The organism is Polluticoccus soli (assembly GCF_029269745.1).
GTDB classification, from domain to species: domain Bacteria; phylum Bacteroidota; class Bacteroidia; order Chitinophagales; family Chitinophagaceae; genus Polluticoccus; species Polluticoccus soli.
Map to the genome: position 1 here is coordinate 1,627,274 of NZ_JARJHT010000001.1, position 24,653 is coordinate 1,651,926.

General features: G+C 45.0%; 26 protein-coding genes. 11 read left to right on the forward strand and 15 right to left on the reverse strand.

Features of this window, described 5'->3' with window-relative positions; translation table 11 throughout:
* The first annotated feature begins 68 nt into the window (after nucleotides 1-68).
* The 3 genes from P2W83_RS07130 (at nucleotide 69) to P2W83_RS07140 (ending at nucleotide 2,898) form a co-directional block, all read left to right on the forward strand.
* Complete coding sequence (locus P2W83_RS07130; protein ID WP_276133020.1) at nucleotides 69-344, forward strand: hypothetical protein; 276 nt, start codon at nucleotides 69-71, stop codon at nucleotides 342-344.
* 181 nt (nucleotides 345-525) lie between these two features.
* Nucleotides 526-1,164, forward strand: a complete 639-nt coding sequence (scpB, locus tag P2W83_RS07135; RefSeq protein WP_276133021.1) for an SMC-Scp complex subunit ScpB — start codon at nucleotides 526-528, stop codon at nucleotides 1,162-1,164.
* Nucleotides 1,165-1,263: 99 nt separating this feature from the next.
* Complete coding sequence (locus tag P2W83_RS07140; RefSeq protein ID WP_276133022.1) at nucleotides 1,264-2,898, forward strand: M28 family peptidase; 1,635 nt, start codon at nucleotides 1,264-1,266, stop codon at nucleotides 2,896-2,898.
* Between the two features lie 32 nt (nucleotides 2,899-2,930).
* Here the strand turns inward: P2W83_RS07140 and P2W83_RS07145 are convergent, their stop codons facing one another.
* The 3 genes from P2W83_RS07145 to P2W83_RS07155 all read right to left on the reverse strand — a co-directional run bounded on the left by P2W83_RS07145 (nucleotide 2,931) and on the right by P2W83_RS07155 (nucleotide 7,236).
* Nucleotides 2,931-4,715, reverse strand: a complete 1,785-nt coding sequence (locus P2W83_RS07145) for an ABC transporter ATP-binding protein (protein ID WP_276133023.1) — start codon at nucleotides 4,713-4,715, stop codon at nucleotides 2,931-2,933.
* A gap of 83 nt (nucleotides 4,716-4,798) precedes the next feature.
* Nucleotides 4,799-6,817, reverse strand: a complete 2,019-nt coding sequence (locus P2W83_RS07150) for a choice-of-anchor L domain-containing protein (RefSeq protein WP_276133024.1) — start codon at nucleotides 6,815-6,817, stop codon at nucleotides 4,799-4,801.
* Nucleotides 6,818-6,861: 44 nt separating this feature from the next.
* Nucleotides 6,862-7,236 carry a T9SS type A sorting domain-containing protein gene (locus P2W83_RS07155; RefSeq protein ID WP_276133025.1) on the reverse strand — a complete coding sequence of 125 codons (375 nt, stop codon included), beginning with the start codon at nucleotides 7,234-7,236 and terminating at the stop codon, nucleotides 6,862-6,864.
* Nucleotides 7,237-7,952: 716 nt separating this feature from the next.
* Here P2W83_RS07155 and P2W83_RS07160 point away from each other — a divergent pair.
* The 3 genes from P2W83_RS07160 (at nucleotide 7,953) to P2W83_RS07170 (ending at nucleotide 12,722) form a co-directional block, all read left to right on the forward strand.
* On the forward strand, nucleotides 7,953-8,945 hold the full coding sequence (locus P2W83_RS07160; RefSeq protein WP_276133026.1) for an aspartate-semialdehyde dehydrogenase: 993 nt from the start codon (nucleotides 7,953-7,955) through the stop codon (nucleotides 8,943-8,945).
* Nucleotides 8,946-9,033: 88 nt separating this feature from the next.
* On the forward strand, nucleotides 9,034-10,377 hold the full coding sequence (locus P2W83_RS07165; protein ID WP_276133027.1) for a T9SS type A sorting domain-containing protein: 1,344 nt from the start codon (nucleotides 9,034-9,036) through the stop codon (nucleotides 10,375-10,377).
* An 80-nt stretch (nucleotides 10,378-10,457) separates the two neighbouring features.
* Entirely contained in the window at nucleotides 10,458-12,722 is a 2,265-nt protein-coding gene (locus tag P2W83_RS07170; protein ID WP_276133028.1) for a TonB-dependent receptor plug domain-containing protein, read from the forward strand.
* Between the two features lie 57 nt (nucleotides 12,723-12,779).
* On the opposite strand, the gene rpiB is transcribed toward P2W83_RS07170, so the two are convergent.
* From rpiB to P2W83_RS07190, 4 genes are all read right to left on the reverse strand, one after another.
* Complete coding sequence (gene rpiB / locus P2W83_RS07175) at nucleotides 12,780-13,238, reverse strand: ribose 5-phosphate isomerase B (protein WP_276133029.1); 459 nt, start codon at nucleotides 13,236-13,238, stop codon at nucleotides 12,780-12,782.
* Between the two features lie 12 nt (nucleotides 13,239-13,250).
* Entirely contained in the window at nucleotides 13,251-14,102 is an 852-nt protein-coding gene (gene tatC / locus P2W83_RS07180) for a twin-arginine translocase subunit TatC (protein WP_276133030.1), read from the reverse strand.
* 91 nt (nucleotides 14,103-14,193) lie between these two features.
* The gene (locus P2W83_RS07185) at nucleotides 14,194-15,279 is read right to left on the reverse strand and encodes a S1 family peptidase (RefSeq protein ID WP_276133031.1); all 1,086 of its coding nucleotides are present in this window, start codon (nucleotides 15,277-15,279) and stop codon (nucleotides 14,194-14,196) included.
* Nucleotides 15,280-15,281: 2 nt separating this feature from the next.
* A complete protein-coding gene (locus tag P2W83_RS07190) occupies nucleotides 15,282-15,842 on the reverse strand; it encodes an RNA polymerase sigma factor (protein WP_276133032.1) in 561 nt (186 codons plus the stop codon).
* Nucleotides 15,843-16,056: 214 nt separating this feature from the next.
* Here P2W83_RS07190 and P2W83_RS07195 point away from each other — a divergent pair, with 214 nt between their 5' ends.
* On the forward strand, nucleotides 16,057-16,263 hold the full coding sequence (locus P2W83_RS07195) for a hypothetical protein (protein ID WP_276133033.1): 207 nt from the start codon (nucleotides 16,057-16,059) through the stop codon (nucleotides 16,261-16,263).
* Nucleotides 16,264-16,323: 60 nt separating this feature from the next.
* Here the strand turns inward: P2W83_RS07195 and rsmI are convergent, their stop codons facing one another.
* Genes rsmI through pssA form a run of 3 tightly spaced genes read right to left on the reverse strand, consistent with a single transcriptional unit; the run spans nucleotide 16,324 to nucleotide 18,017 of the window.
* The gene (rsmI, locus tag P2W83_RS07200) at nucleotides 16,324-16,992 is read right to left on the reverse strand and encodes a 16S rRNA (cytidine(1402)-2'-O)-methyltransferase (protein ID WP_276133034.1); all 669 of its coding nucleotides are present in this window, start codon (nucleotides 16,990-16,992) and stop codon (nucleotides 16,324-16,326) included.
* Between the two features lies 1 nt (nucleotide 16,993).
* Complete coding sequence (gene purS / locus P2W83_RS07205) at nucleotides 16,994-17,245, reverse strand: phosphoribosylformylglycinamidine synthase subunit PurS (protein ID WP_276133035.1); 252 nt, start codon at nucleotides 17,243-17,245, stop codon at nucleotides 16,994-16,996.
* A gap of 7 nt (nucleotides 17,246-17,252) precedes the next feature.
* Nucleotides 17,253-18,017, reverse strand: coding sequence for a CDP-diacylglycerol--serine O-phosphatidyltransferase (gene pssA / locus P2W83_RS07210; protein WP_276133036.1), 765 nt, complete (start codon nucleotides 18,015-18,017; stop codon nucleotides 17,253-17,255).
* Nucleotides 18,018-18,677: 660 nt separating this feature from the next.
* On the opposite strand from pssA, the gene P2W83_RS07215 reads away from it, so the two are divergent.
* The 3 genes from P2W83_RS07215 to P2W83_RS07225 are packed head-to-tail and all read left to right on the forward strand — an operon-like array spanning nucleotide 18,678 to nucleotide 20,556.
* Nucleotides 18,678-19,061 (forward strand): DoxX-like family protein, encoded by a 384-nt coding sequence (locus P2W83_RS07215; protein ID WP_276133037.1) that lies wholly within the window; start codon nucleotides 18,678-18,680, stop codon nucleotides 19,059-19,061.
* Nucleotides 19,062-19,063: 2 nt separating this feature from the next.
* Entirely contained in the window at nucleotides 19,064-19,804 is a 741-nt protein-coding gene (locus tag P2W83_RS07220) for a DUF2071 domain-containing protein (protein ID WP_276133038.1), read from the forward strand.
* Nucleotides 19,792-20,556: a class I SAM-dependent methyltransferase gene (locus P2W83_RS07225; protein ID WP_276133039.1), complete on the forward strand. Its 765-nt coding sequence runs from the start codon at nucleotides 19,792-19,794 to the stop codon at nucleotides 20,554-20,556. The genes P2W83_RS07220 and P2W83_RS07225 overlap by 13 nt, the downstream gene beginning before the upstream one ends.
* 440 nt (nucleotides 20,557-20,996) lie before the next feature.
* Here the strand turns inward: P2W83_RS07225 and P2W83_RS07230 are convergent, their stop codons facing one another.
* The 5 genes from P2W83_RS07230 to P2W83_RS07250 all read right to left on the reverse strand — a co-directional run bounded on the left by P2W83_RS07230 (nucleotide 20,997) and on the right by P2W83_RS07250 (nucleotide 23,802).
* On the reverse strand, nucleotides 20,997-21,650 hold the full coding sequence (locus P2W83_RS07230; RefSeq protein ID WP_276133040.1) for a hypothetical protein: 654 nt from the start codon (nucleotides 21,648-21,650) through the stop codon (nucleotides 20,997-20,999).
* 69 nt (nucleotides 21,651-21,719) lie between these two features.
* Nucleotides 21,720-22,190 carry a hypothetical protein gene (locus tag P2W83_RS07235; protein ID WP_276133041.1) on the reverse strand — a complete coding sequence of 157 codons (471 nt, stop codon included), beginning with the start codon at nucleotides 22,188-22,190 and terminating at the stop codon, nucleotides 21,720-21,722.
* A 6-nt stretch (nucleotides 22,191-22,196) separates the two neighbouring features.
* The gene (locus tag P2W83_RS07240; protein WP_276133042.1) at nucleotides 22,197-22,658 is read right to left on the reverse strand and encodes a DUF3828 domain-containing protein; all 462 of its coding nucleotides are present in this window, start codon (nucleotides 22,656-22,658) and stop codon (nucleotides 22,197-22,199) included.
* A 230-nt stretch (nucleotides 22,659-22,888) separates the two neighbouring features.
* Nucleotides 22,889-23,089 carry a hypothetical protein gene (locus P2W83_RS07245; RefSeq protein ID WP_276133043.1) on the reverse strand — a complete coding sequence of 67 codons (201 nt, stop codon included), beginning with the start codon at nucleotides 23,087-23,089 and terminating at the stop codon, nucleotides 22,889-22,891.
* A 56-nt stretch (nucleotides 23,090-23,145) separates the two neighbouring features.
* Nucleotides 23,146-23,802, reverse strand: a complete 657-nt coding sequence (locus P2W83_RS07250; protein WP_276133044.1) for a DUF305 domain-containing protein — start codon at nucleotides 23,800-23,802, stop codon at nucleotides 23,146-23,148.
* Between the two features lie 223 nt (nucleotides 23,803-24,025).
* Between P2W83_RS07250 and P2W83_RS07255 the strand changes: the two genes are divergently transcribed.
* Entirely contained in the window at nucleotides 24,026-24,643 is a 618-nt protein-coding gene (locus tag P2W83_RS07255; RefSeq protein WP_276133045.1) for an isochorismatase family protein, read from the forward strand.
* The last annotated feature ends 10 nt before the right edge of the window (nucleotides 24,644-24,653 follow it).

Below are 24,653 nucleotides of genomic sequence, written 5' to 3' on the forward strand. Positions count from 1 at the left end.
AACGCTTTATTGCCATATATTACAAATCGCAACCAAGTTAGAATTTTTATCCTTGTCAAATCCGTTTTATGAAGCATTCTTCACTGGCTTTAGCGATACTGCTCATCTTTACTGCGTCCTGCGATAATACCTGGGATAGCGAGGCAAAAGATATGTTTCATCAAAGCTGCATGGAGGATGCTCTTACATGGGCTCCAAACCAGGATAAAGCCAGCCAATATTGCGATTGCGTGCTGGAGCGTACCATGGCCAAATACCCTAAAATGGCAGATGCCCTGCAGAATATAGATAGCGTCATTTCCGATCCGAAGATAAAAGGGTGCAAAGAAGAAATAGCCAGGTGATATTGTTAAAATATTTTATGAACAATCCCTAGCGGTTTCGCAGTATCTTTGCACAGGTAAAATGCGGCCGGTTTTGCCTTCGCGCGATACCCACCATTTTACCCACACCTGTGTATTACTTTTCAAACTAAAGTAACCGGGCTGTACTACTTTCGATGTGTACCTGAAAAACGAGGACCGTATGGATATCGAACAATTAATGCCCCATGTTGAAGCGCTGATATTTGCCAGCGAACGTCCACTGACAATGGTGGAGATGGTGGAGATGCTCTCCAACGCCTTTGAACTTCCGATAGAAGAAAACCGTGTAGCTACTTGTATTGAGGCTGTGCGTGAAAAATACGATGCATCTTATTATCCTTTCCAACTTAGAGAAGCGGGCGGCGGATACCAATTCCTGACTAAAAAGGAGTATCACCGCACTGTACTGCAGCTCAACGGTGACAAACACATCAAAAAGCTATCGGCCGCCGCTATGGAAACACTGGCGATCATTGCATACAAGCAGCCGATCACTAAATCTGAAATAGAATTCATTCGCGGTGTAAGCGCCGACTATTCGATACAAAAGCTCCTGGAAAAAGAACTCATTGTTATTACCGGGCGTAATGAAGAAATGGTAGGCAAACCGCTTACTTATGCTACTTCGAAGAACTTTATGGACTATTTAGGTATAAATAGCTCTATTGACCTGCCACAACTTAAGGATATTACGAATATCGAGATCGTAATGCCTACCAGCGGGAGCGAGGCCCAGCCTGAGGGGGAGGGCCTGCTGATGGTGACAGCTGATGGCAGCCTGGAACAGACAGCAGATTAAATACACATAGATCGATCAGAGCCCGTTTCGTTTCGCCGAGACGGGTTTTTTTGTTTAAGGGGTTTTGCATGCTAATTTTACACGTCCAATCTGATGTACATGCGTAATATATCCATCGTGCTGGCAATAGCCGGCCTGTTTGTTCATAATAATATAGTTGCTCAAAGCCGGGCCGACAGGAGGGTAGTCAGGCAGCTAAAAGAGGATATAGGTTACCTCGCATCCGATGAATTGGAAGGTCGCCGCGTAGGCTCTGAAGGAGAGCGCAAAGCCGCCGCTTATATAGAGAAAAGGTACAAGGACCTGGGCATCGGCGCATATAAAGGCAAATACCAGCATGAGTTTACCTATATAGATGGTAAGAAAATAGAAGATGCCACCCAGATAAAGCTGGGTAACGACCTACTTCGTATCAAAGAGGAAGCATTCCCACTTGCCTTTAGCGGCAATAAAAAAGCCTATGGCGAGGTAATACCAGACGTGTTTGAGTCAGGCAATATTTGGATGATCCCTATGTATGCTGACAAAGAGGAGGCTGCGGACGCACACTTTGAGTGGGAAAAGAAAGCTTACGAGCGCGCCAGCGAGGCAGAAAAGCAAGGTGCAACGGGTGTTTTGTTCTACGACAACTACAATGCAAAGTTCCCGCCTACTTATAACGCGAAGACAGAGTACGAATCACTCGAAATCCCTGTCGGGTTTCTGAATTTCAATGCATTCCAGGAATACACACCAAAATTCAAGGACAGGAATGAGATGCCGGTGGAGATAAATGTGCTTTTGAAACGCTCGGACCTTATTGGACATAACATCACGGCGTTTATTGATAATAAAGCTCCGTACACTGTGATATTAGGCGCGCACTACGATCACCTCGGTTTTGGGCAAGATGGGAATAGCCTGCATGCCGCAAAAGACGGCCAGGTGCACAATGGTGCGGACGACAATGCCAGTGGAACAGCAGCTCTGATGCAGATAGCAGAATCGGTAAAAAAGAGCAGGTTGCGCAACTACAATTATCTATTCATAAGTTTTTCTGGCGAAGAGGAAGGTTTGATCGGATCTAAGGCCATTGTCCGCGATATGGGCTTCGACAGCAACAAGATCGCCTATATGGTGAACATGGACATGGTAGGTAGATTGAATGATAGTACCCATGCACTAACTATTGGTGGTATTGGCACGTCTCCCGCATGGGCACAATTTACCCAGCCAAAAAATTTCAAGGTTAGTGTCGATAGCTCAGGGGCTGGTCCATCCGACCACACATCTTTCTACCGCGCGGGTATACCGGTTCTGTTCTTCTTTACCGGCCTGCACACCGACTATCACAAACCATCCGACGATGCTGACAAAATAAACTATGAAGGTGAGGCGCAGGTAATACACTATATCAACGAGGTAGTGGCCAAAATGGACAAAGAACCTAAGCCAGGATTCAGGACTACGAAAGAAGCTGCAGTTGGTAAGGTGCGTTTTAAGGTAACACTGGGTATCATGCCCGATTATTCTTTCCAGGAGGGCGGCGTGAAAGTAGATGGCGTAACAGACGGCAAACCCGCAAAGAAAGCAGGTATCCAGGCGGGAGACATTATTACCCAGCTTGGAAGCCATAAGGTGAATGGCATGCAAACTTACATGGAAGCGCTAGGAGCCTTTAAAGAAGGTGACAAAACTGAAGTAACCATTATTCGAGGAGAAGACGAAATAAAACTCCCCATAGAATTCAAATAATAAAAAGCCCGGTGACTATCACCGGGCTTTTTTTAGCTATGGCTCATTTCAGTTTGATGTCTATATAGCGCCGCATATTTACCGTTTTGAGACATCAATTCTTCGTGCGTTCCTTGCTCAGCTATCCTGCCTTCATCCAGCACAATTATCTTATCAAATGTCCAGCTAGTAAATATTCTGTGTGTAATGATAATCGTTGTCTTATCGGCCAGGTAATCTTTCAGGTTATATAAAATGGTCTTTTCGGTTTGTGTATCCACTGCCGACAGGGATTCATCCATCAACAGCACAGGGCTATTCTTCAGCAATGCTCGCGCCAGCACCATACGCTGCTTTTGTCCGCCTGATAGCATCACACCTCTTTCGCCTATGATGGTATCATAGCCTTTTTGCAGCGTAACAATATCTTTCTCCAGGTCGGCCATGCGCGCTGCTTCTTTCACCTCTGCTTCCGAAGCGCCAGGTTTCCCAAACCGGATGTTGTTAAAAACGCTATCCGAAAACAGGAAGGCTTCCTGCGGTGCATACGCTATTTGCGAACGTAGATTTTGCAGGTCAAATTGCTTTATGTCAATGCCATCAAATAGAACCTGGCCGTTTGTTGTGTCATACATGCGCAGCAATAGATGTGCAAGGGTCGATTTGCCAGATCCGGTCTTTCCGATAACAGCAATTTTTTGCCCCGGTGTTATATTCAGGCCCAGATCTTTTAGTGCATGTATACCAGTATGCGGGTATACGAAGTTTACTTCTTTGAAAGTGATGTGTCCCTGTAGTGTATGTTGTAAGCTACTGCTTGGGCTGGTAATCTGGGGCTTGGTATGCAAAAACTCATCTATCCGCTTTTGCGATGCGCTGGCGCGTTGTATCATCGATGCTACCCATCCAATGCTGGATATAGGAAACATCAGCAGGTTGATATAGATCACAAATTCGGCAATATTACCCGCCGTTATTTGTCCTTTGATAGCCAGGTAGCCACCTATCAGCACAGTGCTCAGCATACTCAGGCCGATGAACAGGTTCATGGTGGGAAAGTAGATGGCTTCTGTAAGGGAGAGATTGATGGCGCTTTTGCGGTATGCTTCTGATGTGTTGTTGAAAAAGCCCATCATGTTCTTCTCCTGCACGAACGACTTGATAACGCGAATACCCGAATACGATTCTTGAGCTGTAGTGGTTAGGTCAGATAGCTGCGCCTGTATTTTTTCACTTTTCCGGAATATGACCCTGTTGACGATATAGATAGATAAAGCAAGCAATGGCAGTGGCGCTATTACGTATAGGGTCAACATAGCATTCACCCGAAGCATGCCCCAGATGCACATGATGGAAAGCACAATAAGGTTGACGCTGTACATCAAAGAAGGGCCGGTATACATGCGCACGCGCGACACATCTTCCGACATGCGATTCATCAGGTCGCCGGTAAAATGGGTTTTGTAAAACTGCGTGTGCAGCTCCTGGTAATGGCTATATATCTCGTTTTTCTGGTCATACTCAATATGCCGCGACATGACGATAATGGTTTGCCGCATAAAAAACATAAAAATGCCTCTGAGGATAGCAAGACCTAACAGCAGCAGTCCGTTTAACAATACCAGTTGAAAAATATAGTTCTCAATGCCGGCTTTCAGTATTGAGTTGCCCAACAGATGGTAGCTATTAATGTTAAGGGTTACTCTGTCCAGCACATTTCGTACAACAACGGGAGACAGTACAGCAAAAACGTTGGAGACAGCTATGAACAACAATCCAAGTAACAATCTCCATCTATACTTGATAAAATACTTATTCAGCGATGCCAGGTTCTTCATATAATCCCTTCAAAGTTCGGGGATAAAAAGCAAAAAGCGGGCGCCCGTAACGCCCGCCTTGTAGTTGCATGTGTGGCAATAAGTTAATCCTTCACAATGCGTGAGCGGTACACGCTTGTGCCATTTACTACTTCTATCATGTAAACGCCTTTGGCTTCTTTGGTCATATCGAAGCTCAGCTTACTGCTGCCATCAAAGACTTTTGTTTGCAACTTGCGACCCGCGATATCCATCAAAACAGCTTCATGGGCGTTAACACCGGCTGGCAGTTCAACTGTAACTATACCAGTCACTGGGTTTGGATAAACAATGATCTCGCTAACAGTTGGAACTGCTGCTGGTCCATTTTCTGTGTAAGAGCCTTTGGCAGCCGTACCGCATTGTACATCCGTGCATTTACCCAAGAGGTCGCCCACATGTCCAAGAAAATGGCTTGGAACGGCGTTTACGCTGATAGAGATCGTCTGCGGGTTACCTGCGTTATGGCACATGAATACTTTGTTGGGATGATTTGGATCCCTTATGTCCAGTACACAGAACGTGATATCGCAGGTAGTGCTGCAACCATTGCTGTTCGTAGCCGTCAGCGTAAAGGTGTAGGTGCCACCAGCAGTTGGACTGAATACAGGATCTTCACAATTGCTGCAGCTCAGGTTGGTTGATGGCGACCATGAATAAGTAAAGCCGCTGCCACCTGTTGCTGTGGCATTCAATGTAGCTGTTTGTGGACCATAACCCAGGTATATGTTGTTGGGGTTACCACCTGTATACACGTTGTTTTCGGGAACGGAAACAATGGAACATGTTGGCTGGTATTGTACGGTAACGGTAGCATTGCAGGTAGATGAGTTACCATGAATATCTGTTACAGTAAGTGTAACCACGTTTTCGCCGGCATCTTCGCAGGTAAAGCTGTTAGGACTTACACTCATGCTCTGGATCTCACAATTATCGCTGCTGCCGTTGTTAACATTTGCAGGAGTAACAGTACCCATGCCATTTACCAGGTTCAAAGTGTAGTTCTGGCAAACTGCTGTAGGAGGTGTATTGTCTACAACGGTAACATCAAAACTGCACGTGCTGGTGCCACCTATATTCGTAAAAGAATAGGTAACTGTGGTTGTACCCACTGGAAACACATCGCCGGGGTTGTGTGTAGAGCTGACCTGTACATCCAGGCAGCTGTTATCGGCTGTGGGTGGTGTCCAGCTCGCCTGTGCACTGCAGGTTGTAGCAGCGGCGCCTGTATTAACACTGATATTTGAAGGGCAACCAACAATAGCCGGTGGCAGCACTGTTAGACTACCTTCCTCGATAAATACACCAGAAGTGAGTATTCCATCGCTGGCATCGGCCACACCTAGTTTAAAGTGGTAGGTCTCGCATGGAGTAACTGCGGCTTTGGCAGAAAATACCATTGTAAGTCCGTCATACACTGGAGCAGGGCCGTTTTGGTTGTTGATGAAATACGCAGGGAATGGAGAACCTGGTCCCATGCCGGTACAGTTGCTAAGAACACCGGCACCTGTAGGGGTACCACCGTTTACACTGTTGATGGCTACAGGTATGTTTGTACCCGGTACCAGGGCGATATTAGTTGGTCCTGAGTAACCCGGTCCGGATATGAAAAATCCAAACACGTCGTTGAATTGGGTGCAGGTAAAATTGGGATACTCTTCAGACCCGAATTGATAATCGAATTTGATAGAATCTCCCAATGGCACGAAGTCAAATTCCAGTACACAGGCATCAAAGGTTGCGTTGCCGCTTAATGTTGACAAGTTGGCGTCGCCTCCAGCACCATTGTCCTCGCTTGAGAAGGTAGAAGCGCTACTGGCTGCTACAGTGGCACTACCACTTGTAAGGATGATACCGCTACTTATGTCGAGCGCATTGGCGCCACCGGTAAATGTACCATTAGCTCCCGACGGGCAGGTCAATGTAGCATTTGATATTGTAACGCCCGTACCAACCATGGCATTTGCCAGTTGTGAGGCAGTTTTATTGGCGCTTACTGACAATTGCGCATTCATTTGGAATGGCATAGCAGCCACCAGTGCGGCAAGCGTCAGCTTGCGCAGGGCAAGATATTGTGTTTTCATATCTGGTTTTGTGTTTTAGGTTGATAATGTTTTGCGGATGATGATCAGGATTTGCTGAATGGGATCTTCAGGCTTTCTTCTGTGTTGTCGCTTTTTATTTCAATGAAATAATTGCCGGCGCCAAGTGAAGAAATGTTGATGCTGTTAGCATACCTGAGATGGACTGTTGCGGCGTCTATCTTGATAAGTTCTTTGCCGCTTTGATCTACTATGTGTGCATTCAGCGTAAATTCTGCTGAGGGGCTCAGCTGCAAAACAATATTATCCGGGGCTGCCGGCATAATGCTGTAATGACCCTGGATAGGTGCTCCGTTTTGTGTGATGGTGAAATTGCCGGAGGCATTATTGGTTTCCTGCCCATAGCTGGAGATATTTAACAGGCAGAGGAATACCAATGAAAGAATGATTGTCTTTTTCATGTGTTTTCGTTTTTATGAGTGATAAAAAATAGGTGGATTCATCAGTGTCGGGAAGAATCTATGGAGGTCGGTTGCTGACCTGCCAGGGAGGAAGTCCCCGGAGGTGAGACAGCCGTGCAGTACACTTTGGCGGGTGGAGTGTATTTTTCACGGGTGATGTTTTTATAAACGTTCGGGCAAGGGCATAGCTGTAACACGCAAATACTTTGCGCTTTTAAATAACAACTACGGGCTATTTGTCTTAACTCATCGGTTGCCGGCTACAGAAGTGCTGATCTCTCTTTCTAATCTGGTTTTCATGATTCGGGTGGCGCCGGTGGTTTTATCCTCTTGTAAAATGAATTATCCCTTTTCACATACAAAGTTTGATAAATAATCTTGAATAAAACGGGGTGTTTTCACGGTAATTGTAATATTTAAATTTTATCAAGTCTTATTGTATTGAAAGATAAAATGCTGTTGCATAAAAAATCTAATTAATTTAATGTTATCAGTTATGTTTGATAGGTAAAAAATTGTATTTTTGTAATTGAAAAATGCGAGTTAGGATACTCAAATTATATGGCGATAGCCAAAGGTTGGCCTTGAACTGGTCAGAAAGGCTTTCAGGCCCGGTTTTGATGTCCTTTAAATTCGACAACATTCTGTAACAAATTCGGGCGCAAAGCCTTTCCGGAATTGGGTTTATATTTGCGCTTCAAAATTAAAAAGATACAATGCGCGTAGCAGTAGTAGGTGCAACAGGACTGGTAGGAAGTACCATGTTGCAGATCCTGGAAGAAAGGAATTTCCCCGTAACTGAACTTATACCGGTGGCTTCAGCAAGGTCTGCTGGCCTGAAGGTAAAGTTCAAGGGAAAGGAATATCCAGTGGTAACTGCTGACGTCGCTATATCTATGAAACCTGCGCTGGCTATCTTCTCAGCCGGTGGTAGCGTATCGCTGGAGTGGGCCCCGAAATTTGCGGAAGTTGGCTGCTATGTAGTAGATAATTCTTCGGCCTGGCGCATGGATCCTACCAAAAAGCTGGTAGTCCCAGAAGTAAACGGCGACGTTTTGACCAAAGACGACCTGATCATTGCAAATCCAAATTGCTCTACCATACAAATGGTAATGGTACTGAAGCCATTGCAGGACAACTACGGTATCAAACGTGTGGTGGTTAGTACCTACCAATCGGTAACCGGTACAGGCCAGAAGGCAATAGCAGAACTGCTGGACGAACGTAGCGGTGGCAAAGGTCACGGCGTTTACCCCCACCCGATCGATATGAATGTCATACCTCATATTGATGTTTTCCAGGATAACGGTTACACCAAAGAAGAAATGAAGATGGTGAAGGAAACCTGTAAGATCATGGGCGATGATGATATTAAGGTAACTGCTACCACTGTTCGTGTTCCTGTTATGGGTGGCCATAGCGAAAGCATCAATGTCGAGCTGAAACGCGATTTCAAAGAGAACGATGTACGCGAAATGCTCCAGAATATGCCGGGAGTGGCCGTTATCGACAATCCTACCGAAAATGCCTACCCGATGCCAATACATGCTTACGGCAAAGACGAGGTATTTGTAGGCCGTATACGCCGCGACTATTCTCAACCTAACACCCTCAACTGCTGGGTGGTGGCCGATAATTTGCGCAAAGGTGCTGCAACCAATGCAGTACAAATAGCCAAATACCTGCATGCACAGGGTTGGATCAAGTAATTTATTATGTCATAAAATTGTAAAGAGTTGATTTTCGGAGAATTGACGAAATATGTCAATGTACCTTTGAATATCAAAATAATCCCCGATGAGATTAAAATCTTTACTCTTTATTTCGGCACTGGCTGCCGGCGTTCAGGCAAACGCTCAAACTTGGGTCACAGACTCGGTTGAAATGGGCGCTGGCTATGCGAACGACATATTTTATAACCTGTCGACTGGCGACTCTGTTGGTCAGCCGGCTAACAATTGGGACCTCGCTTTCCAGATCAACAAGTTTGGCGATCCGATGTTCAATGCCTCGATCAGGGCTAACCACATCAAAAGAAAAGTAGAGGTTTATTCACTGCACATGGCTGTAAACGCTACTTCTTTCGCAGCAATCTCTGCTTCTGATACCGTTGGTAAAACAAGCAGAACAATGCAGTTAATGAACATCGACACCAGCTGGGGCGAAGGTGCATTCACGCAAAACCGTGATCTGACCGACCCTTTTGATTTTGGCTGGGGTAAATACCAGGGTGCACCGAACCATGACTTACTGGGTGACTCTGTTTACCTGGTTAAGGTAAACGGTACGCCATATAAAATGTGGGTACAGCAATACATTAGCATGGTAGATACCCTGATAGGCTACAAATTCAGGATAGCTAACTGGGATAACACAATGGATAACTCGGTTTATTTAAAGAAGAAGGATTATCCTGATCGCGTATTCGTTTACTATGACATTGCGAGCAACACTTTTGTAAACAGAGAGCCAAACCGTTATAACTGGGATATTCTGTTCACTCAATACGCAAAAAAAGATCCTAACGGCGGTCCTATGATGGGTGGCCCATCACCGATCGCTTTCACGGGCGTTCTGCATAATCTCCGTATTACGGTTGCCGAAGTGCAAAACGTAGACGCTGATACAACTCATTATACAAACTATCTGTCATCGTTCTCTCCTGAGATCAATACGATTGGTGACGACTGGAAAACACCTGCGGGTAGTCCTCCCACGGGTTATAACCTGGCTAATACAACTTACTTCGTAAGGTCACATAACTCACAAGAGTATATACAGATCAAGTTCACGCAGTTCACCGGCACTATAGGTGGCGCACCTGCTAAGACCGTGTTCAACAAGAGGGTTGTAGGCGTTACGTCGGTGAAAGATGTAAAGAGCAATGTAAGTAACTATGCTATTGCCCCGAACCCGGCTACTAATGAAGCTAGCTTCGCTGTTGAGGCAAAAGAACAAGGTGAAGCGCGCTTTATGGTAACTGATATCACAGGTAAGGTAATGGTGAATCGCTCAGTTAACCTCAAAAAAGGTTTGAATGCATTCGGAATAAATACAGCAGAATATGCTGCCGGTACTTATATAATAACACTGGGTAACGGAAGTTGGAAAATATCAGATAAGCTGATCGTTCAGCACTAATTATACGGATATCCGTAGTTGGTAAAGGGTTCAGCTATCAACTGTATAGCTGAACCCTTTATACTAAAATGAGATTTGAGATGAAGTTGAGATTTTTTCTTTCGGTCGTATTGGTGGTGTTGCAGATGAAGGCATTTGCACAGCAATTAGTGGTGTCGGTGACCGATGACGAAAAGAAACCAGTGGAGCTGGCATATGCGAACCTATACTCCATCGAAAAAACGTTACTGCAAACTGTGCAAACCGATGAGGATGGTTTTGCAACTCTGAACATAACAAAGTATCCGGTAGTTCTGGAAGTAGTAGGACAGGGTTATGAATCATTTTCAAAACGGATCGACCAAGCTCCAGCGGTGGCAAGCTATTCGGTTTCCATCAGGAAGAAATTTACTTCACTGAACGAAGTAGTCATTACAGGGGTCGCCCAACCGGAGAAACTAAAAAATGCCCTAGCAAACTACCAGGTAATCACTAAAGCCACTATGCAGGCGCAGGGTGCGGTAACGCTCAATGATGCGTTGAAAAACCAGCTTAACATGAATGTTCGTAGCGATAATATTCTAGGTTCGAGTATTCAGATGCAGGGCATGACCGGCAATAAAGTAAAGGTATTAATTGATGGTTTACCAGTAAATGGTCGCGAAAACGGCAACATTAACCTCTCTGAGATCAATCTCAACAACGTCGAGCGCATAGAAATCGTTCAGGGGCCAATGAGTGTTGTCTACGGAACTGACGCACTGGGTGGTGTTATCAATGTTATCAGTAAGAAAAACCGCAAACCTTTTTCGTTAAGTGTAGGTACTTACCTGGAATCCGTTAACAAATACAATTTTGACGGGGCGCTAACCTTCAGGCTTAAAGATAAACATCAGGTAAGCCTGGCAGCTGGGCGTAACTTTTTTGAAGGCTACAAAAATATTGATCAGCCTATAGCATTTGGCGACGATACCTTATACACTAAACGCAGCTTTTTCTTTAAACCCGATGAGCAATATTTCAGTAATATTGGTTACGGGTATTCTGCTAAGTCTGGTTTTGCCTTGCAGTTTAATTCAGACTATCTGAATCAAAAGATCACGAATAAGGGAAGTCTTCGTGTCTGGGACCCGTTCTTAGGAGCATATGCGTTTGATGAATATTATCGTACGAAGCGTATCATGAACCGTTTGTCGATGAATGGCAAATTAGGAAGCGGAACCTGGCAAAGCCAGAATGGATACTTTGTATACTTTCGGAACAGAAGCCGCGTAAACAAAAACCTCAGCGATCTGACAGAAACTCTCACAACTGGAAAGGGCGATCAGGATACTTCGGTATTTAGCAATGTTTATCTGAGGAGTAATTACAGCAACAAGTTTGGCAGTTTGCAATACACAGCGGGCTATGATATCAACATGGAATTCGCGAACAGCAACAAGATTGAAGACAGGAAAAAGCAAATACATGACTATGCTACCTATGCTTCGGCTTCTTATCCTTTAGTGGGAAATAAACTAACCACGCAAATTGGTTTGCGTGTTGCTCACAATACATCTTATAAAGCGCCAATGATCCCGTCGGTCAATCTGCTGTATACGCCTTTTGACAAATTGCAGATTCGAGGTTCCTACACGCAAGGGTTTCGTGCTCCTTCCTTAAAAGAGCAATACCTGATTTTTATTGATAACAATCATAACATTATTGGCAATCTTGAACTGATTGCGGAAAAAAGTGACCATATACAAATCTCGGCGTCATATCAGATATATGAAAAGCAAGCCAACTATCTTCAGTTTATCGCGACTGGTTATTACAACGACGTGCGGGACGGTATCGTATTAATGCCCGTTAATCCAAACGATTCCAATAGCATCAATTACATTTACGGCAACATAAAACGCCAGGAAAATATGATCACCTCTCTGCAAGCCGATGGCCAGGTGAAGAATTTCCATTTCCAGGTAGGTTATTCTTACAATAAGACGTTTGCACAAGCGGGAGATTATAATGCGTTTTCAGCGCAGGAGGCTACTGCCAATTTGCAGTATAGCTGGCGGCAACCCAAGTTAAACTTCAATGTGTTTTACAAGTATTCAAGTCCGCAGCCGTTCCTGCTGCCGTCAATTGATGGGAACGCCACTTTCAACGGCAGGATAGAAGCAGTCCACAGTTGCGATGCATCCGTCGAAAAAAAGCTGTTTGAAAATAAGCTTCAGTGGATAATAGGAGTGAAGAATGTATTTAACGTTCAGAGAGTGAACATTTCGGGTATGCAAGTTTCCAGCGCCCATGGCGGCGAGGGTACAGGAATTTTATTGCCCCGCAGTGTGTTTACTACCCTTCGGGTTAACATAGACAAATAGATAGCTCGATGATAGAAATAACAAAGCCCTCAGTTCTGAGGGCTTTGTTGTTTATGGTTAGTTGTTGCTGATCTTATTGACGCGCTTTTCATGTCGTCCGCCTTCGAAGGCTGTTGACTGGAATATGTCAACCATTTTCTGAGCTACATCTAAAGACACAAAGCGGGAAGGTATACAAAGCACGTTTGCGTTGTTATGCTGTCTTGCCAGCGCTGCCAGTTCTTCGTTCCAGCAAAGAGCTGCGCGTATGCCTTTGTTTTTGTTGGCTGTCATGCACACGCCGTTTCCGCTGCCACATATCAGGATTCCGGCAGCAGCTTTTCCATCGGCAACCATGTTGGCTACTGCATGGGCGTAATCAGGATAATCTGTGCTCTCGTTGCTGTGCGTGCCTTTGTCTTCTACCTGCCAGCCTGCAGCTATCAATGTCTTTTTTACTTCTTCTTTATACTCGAAGCCGGCGTGATCGCAGCCGATTACCAGTGGAAGATTCTTGTCGAATATGGTTGCCTGCATGTTTTGATTTTTTTAATTGTCAAATTGTCTTCTGCGACGTTCTTTCACCGCACGCTCACTGATGGTGATACCTGCTTCATATAAAATTAGCAAAGGAATTGCTACCAACCATATGCTAAACCAATCAGGTGGAGTGATAACTGCCGCCAGTACGAATATGATGAGTATGGCATAGTTGCGTTTGTCACGCATCAGTTTAGGTGTGAGGAACCCGATCCTCGACAGGAAGAATACAACTACAGGTAACTCAAACACTAAGCCCAGGCCTAGTATCAGGTCACTCATTGTATCGTAGTAGTTGGAAATGGTAATAATGTTCTTGAACGAAGGGCTGAGTTGGTAGGCCGCGAAGAAGTTGATAGTGAACGGGGCTACAACATAATAAGCGAATAACACACCGGCAAAGAACAGCAGCGAGGTCCAGAAAACAATGCCGCGCGCATATTTCAATTCAGAGGGTTTTAGTGCTGGTTTGATGAACTTCCAGAACTCCCAGAATACATATGGGAAGGCAATGATGAAGCCGATCATGAACGAAACAGAAAAGCTCATCATGAACTGGCCAGAAAGTTCAGTATTCTGAAATTCTAATTGAACATCCTGAAGGCAAAGGGCGTCTACATGTATCAAAGCCCCTAGCTTGCAGAGTATGCGGTACGAAATGAAATCAGTGTGCGCTGGGCCAAGTATGATACGGTCGAAGATCCACTCAATGTTGAAGAAGATGATGACACCACCAATCAGTATCGCAAGGAGCGAGCGGATAAGATGCCAGCGCAATTCCTCAATATGGTCCACAAAGGCCATATCGGCGGTTGAGTTTACGGGCTGCCTGTTTTTGAGGAATTTGTCTACGATGCTCACCTTTAGCGCTTAACGGTGCGCAAAGTTAGGTAAATTAACGCTTTGCGACTGTTCTGATGCATGAAAAAAGCAGCCATCCGGCTGCTTCAAATTATTTTTTATAGACTTTGATAGAACAGGTGTAATCTTCCAGTCGTTCTATTTGTTGTTCGCGGTTAAGGCTACCCAGCTTGTTGCCTTTGGGCAGTCGCAGGCGGTTTTCTGCAGGCAGGCTTTTTATCAGCTGGATGAGTGCCTTAGAGCTAACTGCGAAAGTAGTGCCCTGGCTTTCAGTCTCCTTACCGGTAATGATACCAATAACAGTCCCGTCTGCATCTATAACAGGAGCACCGCTCTGGCCGGGGTTGGCAGGCAGCTCCAGCATATACTGCATAGAGTCGCCGTTGTAACCGTTTTTCGAACTTATATAGCCTTCATTATATACGATCTCGTCCTGCGGATAGCCCAGGGTATACACGCGTGCTCCTAGTCCTTTCTTCGTTTTTTCAAACGTATAAGGAACCTCGTTCCTGCTGAAGCGGAAATGTTTATGATCTACTTTCAGGATGGCGATGTCGGCGGCAGGGTCTATACTTTTTACAGTGGCTTTGAAATACTCGCCGTCCCTGTTTTGTATATATATGGAGTCTGCACCGTCTATTACGTGGTAGTTGGTCACCAGGTAGCCATCGTTAGTGAGGGCGAAACCGGTACCTGTAAAATTTGCGGGCGCTACCGGAGTGGTAGTAGCCTGCGCTTTAATATTATTGATCAGCTGATGCTGCGAACGCTTGTATTGTTCCAGGTCGCGTTTCAGCAAGCTGTATTCAGAAGCGATCTTCCTATTGTTATTCTGTACCAGCCAATAAGTAGAAAGAGAGGTAAGTATTGCGATACCGGCTGCGATAGCACCTGTGCGCCAGTATTGCGGCGCCAGAGTGATATAGCGTTTCGCTACTTTCTTCACTGGGCTTTCTGCCGTGGCATTTGCTTGGTGAATATCGGCCAGCATATTGCGGAACTGCTTTTGCTTGCCGCCGGCACGTAAAGCACGTACCATATTTACGCTATCATGAAACTCGTCGGCGAAGGCTGGGTCGGTAGCCAGCATGTCTTTCAACAGCACTAACTCACTTTCAGGCAGGGTCTGTTCGACGTAGCCTTCAGCAAGTTTCCATATGTTCATCTCGTTCGACATCTTTATATCTTAGCCTGTACGCCGTAGAAGAGCTTCCTGAGGCGGGTGAGGCATTTATATTTTTGTGTTTTGGCGTTATCCGGGTTGGTATACCCAAAGTCTGCCGCGATCTCCTGCATGCTTTTATCATGCTGGTAAAACGCTTTAAGTAAAGATCTGCAAGGCTCGCCTATTTTATCCAGGGCCTCGTTTAGCTGGCCGAAGTGCGTTTCCCGTTCGTGGTGGGCTTTGACATCGTCTTCATATGCCCCGTCCCATGTATCGGGAAGATTGATCGGGTCTTTTTGAAGTTTTTGCAGCTTTTTGAACCAGAGGTTCTTACTTACCGCAAACAAATAGGTCCCGATCCTGCAACTTAGCCTGAACTCCTCGTTTTGCGCCTTCTCAAACAATATCACCATGGCTTCCTGGTAGATATCTGCTGCATCCGGTTCTGAGCCTCCATTCTTTTGTATCCATTTGGTTACAATAGGGTAATGTTGGCTATAAACCTGTTCTGTAGCAGACCTTTTACCTGCCGCCAGCTCCATCAATAACTCCTGTTCCGTGTTTGAGCCGTACACTTATTAATACTGTTTTATTGGAAAAGTAACCCTGTCGTTGCGTGAAAAATATCGCCTTCGTTGCCAAGAATTTGTAAAGATACTTACCAAAACCGAGGCTCAGACCAACGGTTTCAGTTAAAATATGACATTACTCAAAAAAAAATTTTAAAAACCCCGGGTTACCTTTTTCTGAACGAGGTATAAATGTGAAATAACTTTTAAAAACAAAGTCATGAAATTCGTAAAATTCAGCATCCTTGCCCTGGCTCTGGGCGTATTCGTAGCTTCTTGCGGTAACAGCGAAACTACTGAAGAAACAACTACTACTGACACTGCAACTATGATGCCTGAAGCTACTCCAGCTCCAGTTGACACAATGACTGCTGCTCCTGCTACAACTGATACAACTAAAGTTGATACAGCTGCTGCTGCTCACTAATCATTAGTTTAGTACTAATATTATAGAAAACCATCCTTTACGGGATGGTTTTTCTGTTTTTTAGTCCTTTCCGGCTATTACGATAACGATCTCGCCTTTGGGTGCTGTGGCCGTATAGTGTTTGGCCAGCTCGCCCAGGCTTCCTTTCCTCGTTTCTTCAAACATCTTGGTCAGCTCGCGGGCCACGGCGGCCTGGCGGTCGGCACCTAGGTAGGCGGCCAGTTCTTCCAGCGTCTTTACTAGGCGGTGGGGTGATTCATATAATATGATGGTCCTTTCTTCCTCTGCCAAAGCCTTCATAGCCGTTTGGCGACCTTTTTTAAGGGGGAGGAACCCTTCAAAACAGAACCTGTTGCTTGGTATGCCCGATTGTACAAGCGCGGGCACAAAGGCCGTAGCGCCGGGCAGGCACTCTACCGGGATGTCGTTGCGCAAGCACTCTCTTACCAATAGGAATCCGGGGTCGGAAACGCCGGGGGTACCTGCGTCTGTAAGTAACGCAAAGGTTTTGCCGCCCTGCAGCTGTTCCACCAGGTGGTTGAGGATCTTGTGCTCGTTGTGCTGGTGGTAAGGGGTGAGCGGTTTCTGGATATTGTAATGGCGCAACAATACCGAGCTGGTGCGGGTATCTTCACACAGAATTACGTCTGCGTTCTTCAATACTTCAACAGCCCGGTAGCTAATATCGCCGAGGTTACCAATGGGAGATGGCACCAGGTATAACCGCATCTTATCCGGCTACGAGTGTAAAATCAAAAGCTTCCATTACTGGGTTGGCCAACAATTTTTTGCAGGCATCCTGTGTCAGCTGGCGGGCTTCGTCTTCGCTGGCAGCTTCAATTTGCAGGCTGATGTGTTTGCCCACGCGTACATCCTGCACTTGGCCGAGACCCAGGTTGTGCAGGTTATTGGTTACTGCCTTGCCTTGAGGATCCAGCAGTTCTTTCAGGGGCATTACGTTGATATGAGCGGTATATTTCATATTATGATTATGCTTCTTTCGGTTGATAAACGAGCGACAAAATTATGTAGATAATAAATGCCAACGGTATGGCGGCTACATTAATAAATGGAATTGCAACAAGCGCTACTGCTATAACTACCAGCTGAGGCCACATACTAGCGATGTTCCATTTGGCAGGGATGAACTTGAAGAACCTCACCTTAGAAACCATTAGCCAGCACACCAGGGCAATGACTGCATACAATAACCACGGTTGCTGGAACATAACGCCGAGGCCCATAGGGTTGAACCAGTTGATGAGCGGGAAAGACGCTACCAGCAGGCCTGCGGCTGGTATTGGCATACCGATGAACCAGGCTTTTTGCTCGTTGCTGCTGATATTGAACCTTGCCAGCCTGAGCGCGCCGAAGCAGGCTACCAGGAAGGCCGGGCTCATGGCCAGCATGCTAACATCGAGCGCGCCGGGTTTGCCCATATAGGCTGCCCACAACATTTTGAACAGGATCATAGAGGGCGCTACGCCAAACGATACCACATCGGCCAGCGAGTCGAGGTCTTTGCCGATGGGCGAGAATACCTTGAGGGCGCGGGCGGTAAAGCCGTCCAGCACATCGAAGATGGCGGCGAGGGCAATAAATACGCTGCCCCAGTAAGCCTGCTCGGTGGCTGTAACCCAATACTCTTCACCGTTGAACGAAGCCAGGTAAGGCTGGGAGTTGAGGATGAAGACGATGGCTATACAACCGCTAAACAGGTTGGCGAGCGTCAGCAGATTGGGTAAATGCTTCATGAGGGCACAAAACTAGCAATTTTCCCGGTTGGCTGTGAGCCTGTTACAATTGTTACAAACGGGTGTTACAAGAACGGTTTTCATGGGATTTATGGTGTTTTTTTTGTTACAATCTCGTTTTTAGAAGTTGGCAGAAACTTTGTCTGTATCGGGTTTGACGGCCAATCTGTGTCAATTTGTTGCCATACCCCCACCCCCTATCGCTTTTTTGGATGTCATCCCGAGTTGTTGCTGATAACCGGAGCGATGTAGTTATCCCGAGAGGGCCCAAGCAACGTGGGTTCCCTCGCGATAAGTTTTTTCTGATCATCCAGCTGTGGTAGCTCGGGATGACATTCGGTGTTGTGTACAATTGTGCATGGGCTGTTTGAAAAAGTACACGCCCGTTGTTAACATTTGTTGACGTTGTTAGCGCTTTTTTCAAAAAGTGCAAAATGTTAACAAGCGTGGGAAGCATTTTGGCAACAGTGTTCATGGCTTTACGCTTCTATCTAGTTATAGCAAATATACTATAATTCAATCATTTTATCAAATAAAACTCGAATGTGCCAACTGAATGCTAGTCAGATGCCGGGTTATTATTTGCTGGCACAAGCCATCCTGCGGAAGACTTGTGCCAACGAGCAATGGAGATTTTATATATTTGGGTATACCTGAACAATGAAACCGCACTTGGCAAAGATTCTATCATTTCTTATTGCAACAGTATGGCTTTTGAACGGGCTGTGTAAGATCTTTGATATTGTCCCCAGGCATGAAATGATCGTTTCGAGGATTTTAGGAGTTCAATATGCCCATGTAATTACAATAGCTATTGGTTTTGCTGAAGTTGGAATGACCGTGTGGATCATCAGCGGTATTATGAGACGTTTGAATGTCATAACACAAATAGTGATTATCGCGGCGATGAATATTCTGGAGTTTGTTATTGCGCCGGACCTTTTGCTATGGGGCAGGTTTAATTCAGTTTTTGCTTTGCTATTTATATTATTAATCTATTTCCATGCGACATTAAATAAAAGACTTGTATCCTATTCGAACTAACCATGTTTCAATTTCTGCGCAACCACCCTTTTGCCGTCGAAGCCTTTTTCGATAGCTCTATCGTTTTGACTTTTGCCTTTCCCAAAAATGACCTTCAATCCTTAATTCCAGAATGCCTGAAGTTAGATTGTTTTGATGACAAATGGGCTTTTGTTGCGGTGGCGCTGGTGCAAACTAGCAAATTGCGTCCCAAAGGTTTTCCTGAAATAATGGGAAATGATTTCTTCCTTATAGGATATCGTGTTTTTGTGCGATACAAGAACAATAGTGGAAAGAGATTGAGAGGGTTGTATATCCTGAGATCGCAAACAGATAAGAAAAGGATGGAGCTGCTGGGTAACACGTTTACTCATTATCGTTATTCTACCATTGATATCACGCAGACGAAAACCGAAGATGAGGTTCAGGTCAGTTCCCTAAAAGGTGGATTAAAAATTGAATTGGGAATGCCAGGAATGGATATACCATTACCTGAAGGTTCTCCATTTGCCGATTGGAAAGAAGCGCGGCGATTTGCTGGGCCGTTACCCTTTACATTTAGTTACTTGCCAGATGCAAAAAACGTATTGATCGTTCAAGGAGTAAGAAGCAATTGGGATCCAATGCCTATAAGGGTCAATAGGTGGAATGTTTCGATGTTGGCAGAACTCGGATTGAATGATGCGGTTTTGGCGAATGCCTTTGCTGTTAGTGACGTCCCATACCATTGGGAAAAAGGAAAACTGGAGTCATGGAACGGATAAGAAAACCTCTGCAGGGAGTACTCAATATTGTAAGGTTTAACTGGCATTTGTATGCTATTTCGGGTTTTATAGCAATCGCACTACTTGTATGTGGATGTTTTGCGGGCAGCATGGTTCAGTTCTACGCTACAGTCCTCGCCTCTTTGATTTTGGGGACCACCTTCGTATCTCTTTTAGTATCCTGCTATATCTATGATCTGTCAGATTTGTATAAACTATCCTGGCTGGATTTCCTGAAACTTAGTTCCGGTAGCCAGATCGTCAATGTACATGCGGGTTTTGACGAAACAAGCGCGTTGTTGTGTGGCAAGTTTAGCAATACGCAGATAACGGTCCTGGATTTTTATGATCCTAAAAAACATACGGAGCCTTCGATCAAAAGAGCCAGAAGGGCTTATGCGCAATTCCCGGGCACGCAAAAAGTAAATACTGCTGCGCTTCAGCTAAACGATAAATATGCCGAGGTGGCATTCATAATACTGTCCGCACATGAAATCAGAAACCCGGAGGAACGCGTCTCTTTTTTTGCTGAGGTTTCCAGGATATTAAAACCCGGGGGGATCATCGTTGTGACGGAACATTTGAGGGACACTGCAAATTTTCTGGTTTATAACATCGGATGCTTTCATTTTCATTCGCGCAAGTCTTGGTTGACCACCTTTAGGTTGGCGGGCCTGGGAGTAGAAAGAACGATCAGGATAACGCCATTTATCACAACTTTTATCCTTAAAAACGATGGAATTACATCTTAAAATAACTGGAACGCTATTGATATTGCTTTCAATAGTTCATGTCATCTTCCCAAGGTATTTTGAATGGAAGAAGGAATCGATGCAGCTTAGCCTGATCAATCGGCAAATTCTATACGTTCACACGTTTTTTATCGCTTTCGGTGTCTTGCTGGTCGGCGTGCTATGCGTTACTTCTGCAAAGGAGGTAGTGGAGACGCCGCTTGGAAGAACTTTGTGCCTGGGCCTGTCCTGCTTTTGGGGTGCAAGGTTGCTTGTCCAGTTTTTTGGCTATTCGCCGACACTATGGCGTGGCAAGTTATTTGAAACAGTCGTCCACGTGGCCTTCGCTTTATTGTGGACGTACTTGACAACTGTCTTTATACTAGTATACTTGTCCTAACAATTTTATAGACACAAGTCATCCTGTGGAAGACTTGCGCCAGCAGGTGGGGGAGTTGCATTTATTTTTCCGCAGCAATAAGTTTACCGACGTACCTGGTAAAAGCGGTGTCTTCCGGATATGACGGATTTTTGAGATAATTTCTCATTACTCCGCGGTTGAAGTAGGTTATCTTGCCGGTATGAAGATCGTACAGGTAGTGAAATAACACTTGGTCGTCGCTTGCAGCCATTGCGCCGTTGGCACCGCTTGCAAGCACGGCATCTACCACGCCAGCGTAGTTCTGGTTGTCTACGTAAGGCGACGGAATGCCGAAAGTGTTGGTACGTCCTGCCCTGAAGTGCAAATAGTTTGCAGAGCGAAAAAGTATGTAGGAATAGATATCGCGCTCAAACGTGATCTTCCTGCTGGAAGGCAATCCTTTATTGGTCTCACTCGTTCTGAAGATCTTGTTACAATTCACGAACAGTGAATCATTCCGTTCCAGTGCCCAGCAGCTTTGAACCTGCTTGTTCAATTTAAAGTTGGCTGAAGAAATATGGAAAATGAATTCACCGGGTACGTTGGGTAGTTTACCCTTCCTTATTTTGACGTCTGCCAGCTGGCTAGCATTCCCGGCTGTGTAGTTGGTAGCTGAAAGGAATCCTTTGGTTTCTTCTTGGGCGTTTAAGTTAGTAGCTGCAAGCAGCAGAAAACAAGCAAATAGTGCGCGCATGGGTTTATGTGTGTTCGAGACAATGATAAAAAATTTTCAGTTATTGAAGACCTGCAGTAGTCCGAAATTTTACTCCAGCTTAAACGCAACTGTTTCTTTAAACTCCTTGAAAATGTCCACTCTGTCTGGTACCGGTTCGCCGATTACATTCCCGTCAAGATCAATATAATAGATGCTTTGTTTGGACGCTTTTATCTTATCATCAGGTTTAAGGTCTACTACATGTGTTGGATATGCGTATTGAGTTTCGGATACTTTTATTCTGTCCTTCTCAAATTTGTAAACTACAGTGGCCTTGCCCATTTCGCCATAGATGGTTGTAGTGCTTTCGGATATCTCACCATTCACATACTTCACTTCTGCCCGGGCACCTTCTGTACTTACACCTTCTATATCGTAGGTGATCGTAGTATCTTTTTGCGCTGATTGAGAGTCAGGCACGCTGGCTAATTGAGTAACGTTCTTATCCTGCGCATTAGTACATGCAGCAACAAACAAACTGAAGAAAGCATTTTTGATTATGGCCGTTTTCTTTTTCATGGGCTGTCACATGCTGCTTACCACACTATTGATCTTCCACTTACCATTCTCATTTACTACGTGTACATCAAGGCAGTGTTTTTGATTGTCGTATGTGTCTACATAACAAACCTGGTAGCCATCGCCACCATTCTTTTGAACGGTAAGTGTTTTTATCCAGCTTTGGTCAAAGTCCTGTGCATCTATAATAGGATCGGCTTCTAATTCGCCGTGCGCGTACACACGGTCCAGGTGCCGTGTAAATGAATCTGTACAATACTCCCGGAAAAGGCCGCTTATCCTTCCCGTATCCTCAGCGGCTTTTGCTTTTTCGGCGATGTAGGCTGAATAAAAATCATTTAACCGGGTAGCTGGGTCGCTTGCGGGACTGCTTGTCGCGGGTGATGTTTGCTGGTTCTTCGTTTCATTGGAGTTGCAGGCGCTGATGCCAATGATGGAAAGAAGAAGTAGTAATAGTGTTAGTCTCATTGTAGGTTATTATCAGGTGAAACATGCATAGCGAAATTAAACAGCATTTGTATGAAACCATAAGTCATCTGCAGAAAAGCTATTGGCATTCAATCCGAAATCTATATAGTTATTGAGCTCATCATAATCTAGTTGGAATTCTGGTTGAGTCATGCTGCTCACCTCAATGAAGTCAATGTAGTGATACTCTTTCAAATTGTCCTTAAGATCTTGGGCATACTTAGACGCTATCAAACCAGTGGATGCTTGCGCCATATGTAGCCAACTGTTTCGTTATTTGCAATAATACCTGCCCAGTTTTCTTCTCCCTCCCAAAAAGAAATAGTCAGCCTTTCATTACGTACCTTTTCAATAACCGAAAAAAAAGAATCGACTGCCCAAGCTACATCTTTAGATATGGCGTTCTTAATAACGTTTGTGATATCTCTCATTGTGTTCATGTGGTCGCAGGTGGAAATACCGGACGCTTTAAAAAAAACGATAACTGCTACTTTTTGAATTTTTCCAACTCCCTGATCTCACGAATTGATTCATCGACTATTTTTTGCGCCATTTTTTTCAGCGTGTCACTCATGCCATTAGCCAGCTCTTTTTTTGCCATGTCGATAGCCCCATCGTTGTGCATTCTCATCACTAGCACAAAGTCCTTATCGGGGTAGGCTGTAGTTGTAAGGCCTTCCAGCCTATGTTCCATGTCCGACATAGATCGCTGCAGTTCGCCTGCTCCATGCTTTTTTCCTGATCCCTGGTAAGTCTGCACGAAATTTTGAAGTTGGCTGACCTCATCCGGTCGTCCATCAACGATCTTCCGCGCCACCTCCCTAAGCTCATCGTTTTTGCCGGTATTCAACTCAATATCACTGAGCTTAATAGCACCCTGGGAATGCTCTATCATCAATTTCGCAAAGTCTACATCAAAGTCCCCGGTCATTTGCGCCGCTTTCATTTTTTTCATCATCGCGTACATGGCACCTTCGTAGGTATCCGCACTCAACCCGTCTGTACTATGGTCGGTAGTATCAAATGTTGGTGGCGGTATGCTGTCGCTCGTAGTATCAGCATTATTTGCGGTATTTGAACGACATCCTGCGCTAAGCAATGAACATGTGACAATAGCGCTGAAAAGAAAGTTTTTTAAAAACATAGCAGGATCTTTGAGTTGAAACCTGGGAAAGCCACGCTATTGAAAGGTACAATTTTAAACCTGAACATGACCTGCAGCTTACAATCCGTTGCATGTCAATGGGAGCACTCTCACACTACGTTTAAGGAAAACATCGTTAAATTAGTAGAAGCGATACCAAGGGAATTAGGACTTTGAAATAGGGGACACAGTTTGATCGATCGCTAAGCAAAAATTACTACTTATGAGCAGTTATCCCGTTCGTGACGTGGCAAACGATCATTTGCTGACACCAGCTAATACGACCCTGTTAATTATAGATTATCAGCCTGTGCAGGTGAATTCTATCAATTCGATGCCGAGAAAGCAGCTTGTGTCGAACATTGGTATAGTTGCTGAACTGGCTATGGCGTTTAAAATACCTGTTGTGCTTTCTACGGTAAATGTGGCTACGGGTATTAACAAGGAAACAATACCATCGCTCAAGAACATACTGCAGAACATTCCTTCTATAGACAGGACCACCATCAATGCATGGGAAGATCAGCAGTTTTATGAAGCTGTAATGGCTACAGGAAGAAAGAAATTACTGATGACAGCTTTGTGGACGGAAGCCTGTCTTACATTTCCAACGTTGGACGCTATAAAGGAGGGGTTCGAGGTTTATCCTATCGTGGATGCGGTTGGAGGGACTTCGGTTCTTGCACATGAAACGGCGTTGAGAAGAGTAGAACAGGGTGGCGCCCGGCTGATTAGCATTGCTCAATTGGCGTGTGAACTGCAGCGGGACTGGAACAGGCACGACACCGCCGAACATATGGTGAAGGCACTTACTGAAGTAGGGGCATTTTTAAAGCTATAGACTGTACAAT

Bases quoted from the DNA above. Each gene is read 5' to 3' on its own strand.
- P2W83_RS07215 (WP_276133037.1), top strand. From the start codon at position 18,678: ATGAAACCGCACTTGGCAAAGATTCTATCATTTCTTATTGCAACAGTA.
- P2W83_RS07155 (WP_276133025.1), bottom strand. From the start codon at position 7,236: ATGAAAAAGACAATCATTCTTTCATTGGTATTCCTCTGCCTGTTAAAT.
- pssA (WP_276133036.1), bottom strand. From the start codon at position 18,017: ATGAAGCATTTACCCAATCTGCTGACGCTCGCCAACCTGTTTAGCGGT.
- P2W83_RS07195 (WP_276133033.1), top strand. From the start codon at position 16,057: ATGAAATTCGTAAAATTCAGCATCCTTGCCCTGGCTCTGGGCGTATTC.
- P2W83_RS07170 (WP_276133028.1), top strand. From the start codon at position 10,458: ATGAAGTTGAGATTTTTTCTTTCGGTCGTATTGGTGGTGTTGCAGATG.
- P2W83_RS07245 (WP_276133043.1), bottom strand. From the start codon at position 23,089: ATGAGAGATATCACAAACGTTATTAAGAACGCCATATCTAAAGATGTA.
- P2W83_RS07160 (WP_276133026.1), top strand. From the start codon at position 7,953: ATGCGCGTAGCAGTAGTAGGTGCAACAGGACTGGTAGGAAGTACCATG.
- P2W83_RS07225 (WP_276133039.1), top strand. From the start codon at position 19,792: ATGGAACGGATAAGAAAACCTCTGCAGGGAGTACTCAATATTGTAAGG.
- P2W83_RS07255 (WP_276133045.1), top strand. From the start codon at position 24,026: ATGAGCAGTTATCCCGTTCGTGACGTGGCAAACGATCATTTGCTGACA.
- P2W83_RS07235 (WP_276133041.1), bottom strand. From the start codon at position 22,190: ATGAAAAAGAAAACGGCCATAATCAAAAATGCTTTCTTCAGTTTGTTT.
- P2W83_RS07220 (WP_276133038.1), top strand. From the start codon at position 19,064: ATGTTTCAATTTCTGCGCAACCACCCTTTTGCCGTCGAAGCCTTTTTC.
- P2W83_RS07165 (WP_276133027.1), top strand. From the start codon at position 9,034: ATGAGATTAAAATCTTTACTCTTTATTTCGGCACTGGCTGCCGGCGTT.
- rsmI (WP_276133034.1), bottom strand. From the start codon at position 16,992: ATGCGGTTATACCTGGTGCCATCTCCCATTGGTAACCTCGGCGATATT.
- rpiB (WP_276133029.1), bottom strand. From the start codon at position 13,238: ATGCAGGCAACCATATTCGACAAGAATCTTCCACTGGTAATCGGCTGC.
- P2W83_RS07130 (WP_276133020.1), top strand. From the start codon at position 69: ATGAAGCATTCTTCACTGGCTTTAGCGATACTGCTCATCTTTACTGCG.
- P2W83_RS07145 (WP_276133023.1), bottom strand. From the start codon at position 4,715: ATGAAGAACCTGGCATCGCTGAATAAGTATTTTATCAAGTATAGATGG.
- P2W83_RS07150 (WP_276133024.1), bottom strand. From the start codon at position 6,817: ATGAAAACACAATATCTTGCCCTGCGCAAGCTGACGCTTGCCGCACTG.
- P2W83_RS07185 (WP_276133031.1), bottom strand. From the start codon at position 15,279: ATGTCGAACGAGATGAACATATGGAAACTTGCTGAAGGCTACGTCGAA.
- purS (WP_276133035.1), bottom strand. From the start codon at position 17,245: ATGAAATATACCGCTCATATCAACGTAATGCCCCTGAAAGAACTGCTG.
- P2W83_RS07230 (WP_276133040.1), bottom strand. From the start codon at position 21,650: ATGCGCGCACTATTTGCTTGTTTTCTGCTGCTTGCAGCTACTAACTTA.
- P2W83_RS07240 (WP_276133042.1), bottom strand. From the start codon at position 22,658: ATGAGACTAACACTATTACTACTTCTTCTTTCCATCATTGGCATCAGC.
- scpB (WP_276133021.1), top strand. From the start codon at position 526: ATGGATATCGAACAATTAATGCCCCATGTTGAAGCGCTGATATTTGCC.
- P2W83_RS07140 (WP_276133022.1), top strand. From the start codon at position 1,264: ATGCGTAATATATCCATCGTGCTGGCAATAGCCGGCCTGTTTGTTCAT.
- P2W83_RS07250 (WP_276133044.1), bottom strand. From the start codon at position 23,802: ATGTTTTTAAAAAACTTTCTTTTCAGCGCTATTGTCACATGTTCATTG.